Annotated in this window: 8 protein-coding genes; all 8 read left to right on the top strand. The window is 39.0% G+C overall.

Annotated elements, in window-relative coordinates:
- The first annotated feature begins 259 nt into the window (after window positions 1-259).
- On the top strand, window positions 260-4,702 hold the full coding sequence (locus G5T77_RS08270; RefSeq protein WP_005028696.1) for a hypothetical protein: 4,443 nt from the start codon (window positions 260-262) through the stop codon (window positions 4,700-4,702).
- A gap of 2 nt (window positions 4,703-4,704) precedes the next feature.
- Entirely contained in the window at window positions 4,705-5,598 is an 894-nt protein-coding gene (locus tag G5T77_RS08265; RefSeq protein ID WP_005028694.1) for a hypothetical protein, read from the top strand.
- Between the two features lie 68 nt (window positions 5,599-5,666).
- Entirely contained in the window at window positions 5,667-6,095 is a 429-nt protein-coding gene (locus G5T77_RS08260) for a hypothetical protein (RefSeq protein ID WP_005028693.1), read from the top strand.
- A 9-nt stretch (window positions 6,096-6,104) separates the two neighbouring features.
- Window positions 6,105-6,905 (top strand): hypothetical protein, encoded by an 801-nt coding sequence (locus tag G5T77_RS08255; protein ID WP_024160804.1) that lies wholly within the window; start codon window positions 6,105-6,107, stop codon window positions 6,903-6,905.
- Window positions 6,906-7,134: 229 nt separating this feature from the next.
- Window positions 7,135-7,893 (top strand): hypothetical protein, encoded by a 759-nt coding sequence (locus tag G5T77_RS08250; RefSeq protein ID WP_240904284.1) that lies wholly within the window; start codon window positions 7,135-7,137, stop codon window positions 7,891-7,893.
- Between the two features lie 12 nt (window positions 7,894-7,905).
- On the top strand, window positions 7,906-8,742 hold the full coding sequence (locus G5T77_RS08245; protein WP_005028686.1) for a hypothetical protein: 837 nt from the start codon (window positions 7,906-7,908) through the stop codon (window positions 8,740-8,742).
- Window positions 8,743-8,747: 5 nt separating this feature from the next.
- Window positions 8,748-9,938: a hypothetical protein gene (locus G5T77_RS08240; RefSeq protein WP_005028684.1), complete on the top strand. Its 1,191-nt coding sequence runs from the start codon at window positions 8,748-8,750 to the stop codon at window positions 9,936-9,938.
- Window positions 9,939-9,950: 12 nt separating this feature from the next.
- Complete coding sequence (locus G5T77_RS08235; RefSeq protein WP_005028681.1) at window positions 9,951-11,192, top strand: hypothetical protein; 1,242 nt, start codon at window positions 9,951-9,953, stop codon at window positions 11,190-11,192.
- Window positions 11,193-11,575: the final 383 nt, after the last annotated feature.

The raw sequence follows: 11,575 nt of genomic DNA, 5'->3' as shown, positions 1-11,575 counted from the left end.
GGTCTAGTTCGTATATACCATGTATCATATCCGTGACGATCACATTGACGTTTTAAAAAACAAATACAGGTATTTTATGTGCAACTCTAATCCCTTAGAGGAATCTTCTAATAACTCAGATTTAGTGGATTTTGACAGTGAATTAGACATCACAACTGGTTTTAATTCTGACTTTAAAGAAGACTTTATTTGGAATGTTGATACAGATTCTAAAAAGGACTCTTAAAACCAGGAAGGCCACCTGTCATAAGGATCAAATATGGACCAAAGCCCTAAACAAGATAATTTTGACGAGCAAACACTTGATCAACTGCAAGACGGCCAATCATTAACTTTCAATGAGGGCCTGGAACAGTGGGATGATTTAAGTTTGGACGGCGTGGAATTTCAATCCATCCAGCCTACGCCACAACAAAACAATGTTGCACAAGATCAATCGCAACAATACCAGTCTGAACCATATCCCAATGATCCCCTATCTGAACCTCCATTAATGGAAGAACCGCCAGTCATGCAAGATGATGGGTATCAAAATAATCAGTATGATCAGTATGATCAGTATGAACAATATGATCAGCCTATGGGCGGTAACTCTGTACCTCCTGGGCACCCAGATTATGATTACGCTCCCCCTCTTGAAGATACTCGGTTGAACGATGATGAACCGATGTTTTTTGACGAAGGTGATTATGAGCGTAGTAGTTACCCGAATTACGAGAATGAACGGTCCATCATTCCTGAAAACACGTTTGATCTTTCCGCTGTCACTGTCAATGATTTAGCTGAACTTGATCCTGTTCTGATTGGTAAAGTATTTGATGCACTTGAGCAAAGAGAGCCAGCCAGTCAATTAGAATTCTTTGCAGACATCGGGCTTGATCTGCAGAATGATGATGATCTTAAGTTTATTGCGGCTCTGAATAAAATCCAGACTAAAAACGCACTGGACCAAGGATTAGGCAATATTGCTGAAAATAACAGTTCATTGCCAGTTGAAGACCGTGTTTATACAACTGCAGACTCTAAATTATACCTATCAGACAATGATCCTGATTTCCTCCTTTCCAAAGAAGAGAATCCATTTGAAGCCGTTCAAGTGGCTGAAAAAACCCTCTTTAACTTTGAGACAAAATCTTTTATCACTCAGCCCTACTATGGTTTAAGCCTGAAGGGTGCAACTAAAGAAAATGCCCTCAACTTCCTGAGTAATCGTCAATTCGCGATTGAAGGCCTGATTAACCAAAACCAAGTCGTGCGTGAAGCAAAACAGCAGATCTACAACGAAGTTACGGGTGCACCGAATACCTATTTTTCAGGTGAATTAACCGATAAAAACCAAATTAACGCATTGATGCGCCAAGTGCGTGACTTTTGCTTAATTCGTGGGATTGAAGCTGAAGAACTTGGCTTAGTGCCAAAATCTATCGTCATGGATCAATGGCGTGTGAATAGCGACCATACAGCTGCTCGACTTGAACAACTTGAGATTCACTATCTTGAATTCAATACGGACACGTTAACCAAGGAAGTAATTCAGTTATTAGAAACCCGTGAACATAGCGACCAGTTACAAGCTGCTCTACTTTTGAAAGAACATAAAGAAAATCAGAAGACTAAAGAGACAGTAAAGGAAGATGTTGAATCAGCTGATCCGAATGCACCAAAAGGTACACCAAAGAGCACATTAAACATTGCTGGTGGTCCACAAGACAAAGCAAGTTTGGCTGCAAGTAGCGTTGCCTCTAAAAGCTTTAAGGATATGCGAAATGAGGAAGGTAACGAACGTCCTCCTTTAGCGCGTGAAAATAGCCACGGCCATCCACGAACGGTCGCTGATGAACTCGCTGCGCTCAGTGCAAAAATGATTGCAGTCATGATTGAACTGGTTAAGAAAACAATCAAGTTGATCATTGCAGCGATTATGGCCATGTTCAACAAGAACAAAAGCCTTGATAACCTGAAAAACATTTGGGATAAACCAATCAATCCTGATGTTACCGTTAAAAGTAACCATCCAGACGCACAACAACCCGAACAGCTTGCCAATACAGCCGATAAATCAAAATTGACTGAACTTGGTAAGAATGCCGATATTTTAAAACCGATCTCTAAAGAGCAAATGTTGCCTCTTTTAAACGATCCATATACCACTCAACTGAATAAAGACCGTGACGGCGTTACCTTAGAAGAATTCGATCTAAATGTCGGTAAAGTCTATGCCATTGACGGTGAACAATACATCGTGATTGATGTAGTCGGTAAGGATTCTGTCGAAGGTGTTGAATCCTCTACCCCATTTATCAAACTAGTTAAAGAAGCAGATTTACCGCCTCAAGTGGAAGGTAGCGATGCACCTACCCCGATTACGCCGTTCTATTTAGAAGCGATTGAAGACAAAGTAACGTTTCTCTCAATTGAAGAACTGCATGAAGGCATTAAGTCTGAAAAGATCCATGAGTTTGAAGGTCGCTTTTTTGAACCCATTTGTTCTCAGTACTTAGAACAAGCACGTATGTTCCTTGGTGCCGAATATCCATTAGGGCAAGATCCAGAACAAATGACTGAAGAAGCCAAAGCTTCATACAAAGATCAGTTTATTCAACGTGCCTATCAATCAGGTCAAATAATTTCGGATCAAGTAAAGAAAGTCAAATCTAAACTTTCAAACCTTTTGGGTAAGTTTAAAGGCAATACTGCAGAACAGTCGGCAACTCAATCAGCACCGCAAAGCCAAGACCAAAACAATGACGGTAAACCAATGAACCCTTATGACAGTATTTATGTTGATCATGATTCTGACTTAGAAGCATTCTTTAAAGACCGTCACAACAATGTTTCTTATGCTGAAATTGAACAGTTTGTCGGTATGGTTTATGAAGATGAAACAACCCAAACCAATATGGTTGTTTTGGATATAGCTTCCGATAATCTGGATAAACGTGCGATCGTTGTGCCTCTTTCGGTGATTGAAGATCTCGAAAATATCACTGAACAAGATGTGCTTTATCTTAAAGACATCGTGAATGAATCCTCTACCGTTCCACTGTATGAGCTGGAGTCTGTCGAGCCGATAGACGAGTTAAATGCGCTTGGTAAATTTTCAAGTGAATATTTAGACAAGCTCAAAGCCGATACCATCAACAATACTGCAGAACAGACTAATACTTATGCCAGATCTGCCGAACGTGAACTTGAACTTTCAAAAATGATTTTGGAAGGCAAGCTCAGTGTTGTAGGTGCCATGGTGAAAACGGATTACGGTCAATTCGTGGTACTGACTTCAGATTCGGAAGGTCATAAATCAATTGCACCCGAATACAACGCCGTGGCCATTACTAACCTTGATCGTCAAATTACCACGGAAGATATTATTAATGCCGGTATTACAACGATACCGCGTAAAGATATTTTAGAGTGGAATACTGTCACGGCGCTCAATGAAGAATCTGCCAATCAGGTGACTTATTTAGATCCTGAAGTTTACCAGGCAGTAAGTAATGCAATTCATCAAAATCGCGAAAAAGAATTGATTCAAACTTTGAGTACGTTACAACCCTCTGCAGCACTCAATAGCATCGGTTCAAAAATCATTACGCAAGATGGCAATACATATATTGGTCTATGCGCCAAAGATGATGGCAAATCAGGCGAGTACTACGCCGTAAAAGCTCCAGATAATCAACTCTCCCCGATTGGCGCAAGCTATATCAATGATGTTGGTGTTGAAGTCATTAGCCGTAGTCAAATTGCTGAATTTCAGAATGCGGAAAATAATCAGCAACAACTAATCAGCCATGATGTGTTTGTTACATTGCTAAATGCAGTCAATAACAGCAATGAACAAGAAGTACTTCACCTCTTCTCTAACTTGGACCAGGTGAAACAACAAATTAAAGATTCGTTATTCAGCGAAAAGGAAAGTGAAAAAGTGATTGAACAAAATCAATTTATTGAACAACTGAAAAACAATAACCTTGTGAAAGCCGATCACATTAACGCGCTTAATCAAATTGCTGATCAGATTCAAAATACGCAACTGAAAAATGTTGTTAAAGGTATGGCCTCAACCGTTGTTGCGCCTGAAAACTCTCAAAACGAGATGTATGTTCAAAGCTTTCTACATCTCAACCAACGCCTAGACACGTTACAACAAGATTTAAAGCTTCAAGCAGCATCAAATCTTATGAATGCTGAATATAAGCAACTTTTTGAATGTATGGATGATCATCTAGTACTACCTACTGCGTATGGTGATGCCAAGTTTGTAAACCTTAATAGTGTTGAGCCTCGTATTGTTGAATTTAGAAACTCGGCTGAAACAGGTCAAATCTTTGACAGCTTCAACGCCGTGATTGCCGAAACAGGAAACGTGGAAATTGCGCTTCAGCACTTAAAGCAAGAGATCTTAACCGATCACTATATCGCTGCGATTCATGAGGATGTGAAGTTACACCGTCTAGAACAGCAAGACATGGAAAAAATCAAAGAAGTGAATCAGATCCTTGAAGCTGATTTTGATAAAACTGGCCTACGCTTAGAAGCGCTCCAAGATGGTTTGAATCTCAATACTAAAAACTACTTAGACCAAGTAAAGCTTGAGAAAAATACGACATCTCAATTTTTGAGTGACCTTGATAAGCATATAGATTTAGAAGTCGCACGTAGAAACGATCATGACAATGATCAAACATTGGGGCGTTAATCATGGATCTCTATAAAAACGTAACTGGCGACATCGATGCGATGATTACTTTTGATAAAATCTTAGGTGGTTTTGGTCAAAATACAGTGAATACCACGCGTGAGCGTGTTCAAATCAACTCTAAGCATGAAAAGGTAGAGCGTGAGATTGAAGGTGCCAGTCCGTACCTTAAAAGCGATTATGAGCTATTTGTCGAGCATCACAATATGTTGATGCAAGAGTATCGGGCAACTCAGCTACATTTACGCAATATCTTAGAAAAGAAAAATGAGGTTAAAAGCATTCAAAAGCTTGCGGATCTCTGCGAACGGCACCAGTGCTCCAACATCGCTCAATTATTCGTTGAAAAAAATGAAGATGAATATGTATTGCAATGCTTTCAAGACTTTCAGCAAGACTTAGAAAACAATAATGCTCTCCGAAAAGACTTTAATCACTTTTCAGACTCGTTTGAAGCCTACCGATACAATATGGAGATCTGTAATAAGCTTTCTGGTATCGATCAGCCGTTTACCCTTGAACGTCCGAATGACAGACAGTTGAATTTCGTTATCCATAGTCATGAAAACATCAATAAAACATTGTTGGACTATCAGGCGAAGATCATTGAGCAACAAACAACTGTAGACCAGCTCAAGCAAGATGCTTCCTATACTGCCCTATTTCCGATCGCAACCAATGATAAGAACATGTTCTCAATTGCAGCGACCGAAGTTTATGTAGAACAGTCACCAAAATATCAAGACTATCTTAAGGTCATTAAAAATGAGCTTAAGAACATAAACGAAACGGGTAAAAATACGTTTAGTCAGCATTACAAAGATACTATTACGCAAAGCAATCTTGAAAACGTTAAAACTAAAGAAAGCGCTTCAACTTATAGCAATGGGTTTTAATTAATTTTAAATAAAAACATTTAGGGTGTTTTAAGATAGAATCTAAATACCCTTTAATGGAGTTAAACATGATTCAAACTAAAATCACTGAACCGACAAGAACGCCGTTTAATCCTCATGGTTTTGCAGATGCAACGCCTTTACATGCGTTTTACTTGGAATTATTAGAAAAGGGATTAATCCATAAAGCTCTTGAAGAAGGTAATTTGGAATTTGAAAACCAAAACTTGTTCATGACGATCGATTGGGAATCAATAGACGTTCAAATGGATGCTTATACGTTTGATGTGAAATTAGATATTGTATGTGGCGTCATACTTGATGAACAAAAAGTCACGAATAGCATTCAAGTGTTTATTAATGAGCAAACTTTGTTTATAGCTTCAGCTAAAACCTTTAACCCTAAATCTGGTCTAACGCAAAGTCTTAACTTTGATATTCCTTTACGTGTTTTAAGTCAAATGGGCTATTACGCCCTACCTCTCAAAGAGGACTAAATCGTGGGAATGAGCATAGAAAGCCAAAACATAGCATTGTCTCAAGAGCCTACAACCTTTGTACCAGAAGCTTTTGTACACTCTATTAACTACTTTTGTCAGACCTTAGAGAACACTTTTCATTTTGATAAGCGTTCACTCAATTTCTTTGAACCAGGTACACCAAAAGAATACGGCTTGTATCTTACTGAACAGCATTGCCTTGTTTTTTTGAATGCTTGCAGTAGTGGCTATCTTGGCGAAACACGCAAAGTTACCAGCTTCACCGCTTTTGTGCTTTTAAATCAAAAAAATAATGAATCTGAAATGCTCGACATCACGTTAAACGATCCAAAACGTGTAGAGGAACATTTCAAAACTGCGTCTAAAGATCAGATCAATATTTACTTAAAGAACGTGCATGAATTAAGTAATTTTCTGAAAAATAAGTACTCGGATTCAGGTTTTTTAAAAGATATTGTGACTGAGGAAGGTTTTTCTAAAACCCTAAAGCCATCGGTTTTACAGGAATGCTTAAAAGAGGAAGTAGAGCTAATTAATACTTTAATGTGTTTGGTTAGTACTCAGTTTATATATATTACGACAGCTATTATTTTTAAGCGTCCTATTTTAAAAGAATTCATAAAACTATGTTTAACCAATGAGAAGTATATACTACAATATGGTGAAGAATGGTATTATGATTCTATATATAAGTTCGCTAAAAGGATATATGAGTTAAAACACCTTATAGCTACCTTATATTTAAGTAGTGAAGCTGTAGTAAAAGATGTTGTAGTGCTTTGCGAACTTGCTTCTAAAAAACATTAATCATAACTCTTTTAAAGGGCTAGATATGCGTAACAATCACAAGAAAGCTAAAAGGCTACAACAAGTTCGGGGCAAGACTTTAAGGACTAACCCTAATCTACAAAATGTTAAGCCAGCTTTTAAAACTAAAAGTGCTTTAAGCATTTTTGTTGCTACCGTTATTGGGTGTTCAAGTGCTATTGCAGTTCAACAAAGTTCCGTTGCTTCTGTTACCAGTAATACTCAAAACATGGGTAACTTAAACATCGCAACATCATCGACCATTGCAAGTAGCTCTGGTGGTGATACGCCTTTGTCGAATTCAAATAGCGGATATTATTCGTCTACCAGTTCTAATTCGTCATTCAACTCTACTGCTGCTGAAAACAACTTCATGGCGGTTAAAAAAGGTGAACAAGCAGCTGCTCAAAACATTCAAACCAATATTGAATCATGTGCAACTGATGGGATCGGTAAAGTCGTTAAAGACAACTTAGATCTACAAATGACGGTTTGGGGTCGTCCAATCGATATTAACAAAATGTTCAGTCCAGCTAGTCAAGGTGGCTGTTTTGCTGACATCGGTAAAATCATTGACCTTTCTGTGACTATTCCATCACTTGATACAATCATCAATGCAGCGCAACAAATGGTTGTCGATTACGCGACTAAAAAAGCGTGTGACGCAATGAAAACTGCAAGTACTGAACTTGTTGGCCCATTGAATGATGTTATAGGTGAAATCAACAAAGCTGGTCAATATACTGATGTATCGGGTGCGCTTGGTACTGCTGTGAATGGTCAACTTGGTAAACTTGATCCTGGTCTAGTTATGCCTAGCGGTGCTTTTGAGGGTGGAGATACTTATACAATCAATGGTAGTAGCTCGACTAGTCCAGTTTCTTATTCAACTGATCAAAAAGCCAGTACTAGCACACCGTCTAACGCAAAAACTTCAAGTTCAGAATCTACTTCTGTCACCCAATCAATTAAAGACTTTTTCTCTTAAGTTGGGGGTGGTATGAAAAATAGAAATAATCTGCGTAAAAGAAGAATTACTGTTAATCAGTTTTCACCTGTTAAAGCAATTGCGGTGGGTACTTTAACGGTTGGTCTATTATCCGTACCACTTTTTACCAATGCTTTTAGTCTTGGCACTATCCTTTCTGAGCTTGCAATACAAGCTCAGCAATTGATGGTACGTTCTGCTGTGCGTGTATCTACTCAACAAACAGCGGTCAGTGCAAATCAAATTGTTGATAACCAAACGCGTGATTCAGAAATGATCGTTGCTGGTATTCAAAGTGTCGATAAAAATATTGAGATCAAAAAAGCGATTTTAAATTCTGGTACGAATGCTGCCCTCCCTGATTCAGCTTTTTGTACGGCTCTTGAAGAACGTGAACAAACCGATCTCAATAGAAACTTAAAAGACTTTAACGTTTCTAAATACATGCAAGATGTTTCAGGGAAACTTTTCTCAAATTCAACAGATGAAGCAACCTCACCATATGCGTTTCACTTGGCGACCTCGTGTGGCGTAGAAGAAGCAAAAATGGGTGTCTGTAATTTGATTCCAAATGGTCTGCAGTATGGCGACATTGATACTGCTTTTGTTTTTTCTCGTTCTCGACTTTCTGAACAGCAAGCGACTGTTGCATTGAACTACTCGTCAATTGCATCTAACAACGTTGTTCCAGTCGGATTGATGGAATGCTCTTCATCAACTTGCGTTGATTTTCAAAATAAATACATGGCTGGAAGTACTCTTTCATCACTGGCTAACTATTCGGTGGCTAATAATGTGATGCAACGCACTACACCAAACTCCAATGCTTCAGCCAAATTCTTTGAGTAATGACTATGAGAAAGCGTAAAAATACTTTAAGACAGCCTAAAGGAAAATCAAAGTTTGTACCTGTCATTTTAGGTGCAACTTTGGTGATTAGTAGTCCTGTTTTTGCTGAATGGGCTACGGTTGGTTTGGGTACGATTATGAGCGAGATGTCTTCTCAGATTCCTAAGCATGCAAGCAACCAAGCAAATGATATTCAACAAGTATCTCAAAGTACCCGTAGAAAGTTAGATGATTCGACTGAAAACATCGTTGCAGCGCTTAAAGTTGCGGTGAAGCAAAAGGCGCAAGCTGCTAACCAAATTACCGATGCGACAACTAAAAACACCCAAACTATTGCCTCTGGTATTCAAGCGCTTTTACAGTCAGATACCATGAAAAAAGCACAATTTGCTTATGGCGCCAATACTGGTCAAGGCTTTAAGTCTTGTGAGGTTTTGGCTGAAAATACAAATATGTCGAGTGCATCTGGTCAAGTGATTGATCAAGCAGCTGATATGGCGACTCAAACTTCTCAAGTCGGCGGTAAATTAGTTGGCTCTCAACAGGAAGTGATTAATCAACGCCTAAACGTGCATAAAGCTGAATTCTGTACGGTTGCTGAAGCACAAGCTGGTCAATGTACGTTGTCTAAATTACCGGGTGGCGATACCAATGCTTCCCTACTGTTTAAGTCTGTTGCACCTGGCTCAAAAGAAGCTCTTGCAAGACATTACGTGCGTGAAAACATTTTAGGTACACCAGATAAATCATTGTCTAATGCAACGGCACGTACTCCAGCTGGTCGAGATTATTTGCAAGCAACCAACCAAAAAACAGCTTTACTTGCTATGCCAGCGTATAGCTTGGCGGTTATTGACGCGCAAAATACAAAATCATTCAAAGATATTGACGGCAAAATGGTGTCTGCCAACGATTTGATCGACCAAACAATCGCACGTTACTACGGTGGTCCTGAAGCTAAAAAATGGCAAATGGCGATGGCGATGCAAGATCCACGCGGTCTACTTAAAGAAGCCAATATCATTAACGGCGTTTCTGTTTATTTAGATCTTCAAACTTACAAGCAAAGTTTGCGTGAAGAAGGTTTATTGTCTGCATTACTTTTAGCGAAATCTCAGCCGATAAAAGATGATGTGAAAACGAAATACGGCCAGTCAGTGAAAGTTAAGCTTTCACAAACTATGCCTCAATTTTAAGGAGACTAAATAATGCGTACTCCGAAAAGAACATCACGTAAAGTTATGAAAGCGCCACAAGCGCACGGCTCTCGTTCAAAAATTAGTGCACTCGGTTTAACCCTCGCCATTATTAGCGGTTCTGCATCTGCTTATTACTGTGCTTCCGTGGGCAACCCGATGGCAGTAAATACCTTGAATATGCTTATTCAACAGGCTGATGCGGTGGAAAGCGCTGCGTTACGTGCGTTGGACACAAACTTATCTTTGGGCATTAAAAAGCAACAAGATGATGTGACGGCAGCGATTAAGATCCTGACGAAACAAGAGGCTGTATCTGCTCAAGGTATTTCAGATAACGCACATAAAAACGCACAAAGTCTTGTAACGGCGTACCAAGCTGTTAAACAAAGTGAGCAAATGAAAAAAGCTCAATTTGAGTTTGGTGCACATGGCCAAGCATTTAAAGCGTGTGAAGTTTTAGGCGATCGTGAACAAGCTCAACAAGACAATAAATCTGCTGATAGTTCAATTTTAAATAAAGTTGGCTCTGAAGTGGTTGCTGCGCCTGGTGTCTACATGAACCCTCACAAAGCACAAGAAGCTATGTTACAAGCTCATAATGAGTTTTGTACCACTTCTCAGGCTGCGTCTGGACTATGTGGTGCTGCTGGTGAAAATGCTGGTCTAAGTTTACAAGCTTCAACTTTATTCACGACTGCAGCGCCAGACACGGCGATGGCTCGTGCTCAAAATGCATTGATCAACAACATGGTTGGTCTACCTGATGCTCCAATTGACGGTAGAATTGCGAAAACATCTGCTGGTCAAGATTATGTGATGGCTAAACTGGCGAAAGATGCTTTAACTTCTCCAGCAATTACCTCTTTGAAAGCAATTCAAGCGCAATACTCCCCTGTTGCTGGTGGTGGTACCAATAGTCATGATTCAAGTACCAAACTTGCACCGATGCAACACTTGGAAAAAAGTGTCTCTCGTTATTTAGGTTCAGGGCAAGATTACAAAGACTTTGCTAAATCACAAGCGATTAAAGATGAACGTGGTTTGATGGTCGATGGTTTAATTCAAAGTACTGAACGCTTGAACTTGCAATATCAACAATACAAGTCAAATGAACGTAAAGAAGCGGTATTGGCTGCGCTAGTTTCTGCTGAAAGCAAATTAACTGACGGCTCAATTGAAGTGACTGATCGTTCTAAGTCTACGGGTAACATTCGTAGGATTGCACTTTCACAAGCAATGGCAAGTAAATAGCCTGATTTTTTCATTATCAGGCTGATAATGAAAAAAACTTAAAAAAAAGGGATGGTTTTAAGCCATCCCTTTCTTTGTTTAAAACCCTTTTAGATAGTTTCTTTATATAAATTCTCTTATAATCTTTAGTATATACCGTTCAAAAGTAACCGATGGTGCTTTGATATTTTAATTAAAAGATGCTTATACATATTGCCATGGAGTTTATATGTCAACTAAAAAGAAATGGTTGGATCTGAGTAGCTTTGGCGCTCAACTTGTAGTAACCCCTAAAACTGATTTAAGAAACCAAGCAGCCATTATTAAGATTAAAGATGTTGAGCTTTTAGAGAAAAAGTTGAACACATCCTTAAACAGCTTCTTAACAGGTTTAAAAAAGACTG

The sequence above is a fragment of the Acinetobacter sp. GFQ9D191M genome (genome assembly GCF_011174875.1).
Classification (GTDB): Bacteria; Pseudomonadota; Gammaproteobacteria; order Pseudomonadales; family Moraxellaceae; genus Acinetobacter.
This window is presented reverse-complemented; position numbering and strand designations above follow the sequence as displayed.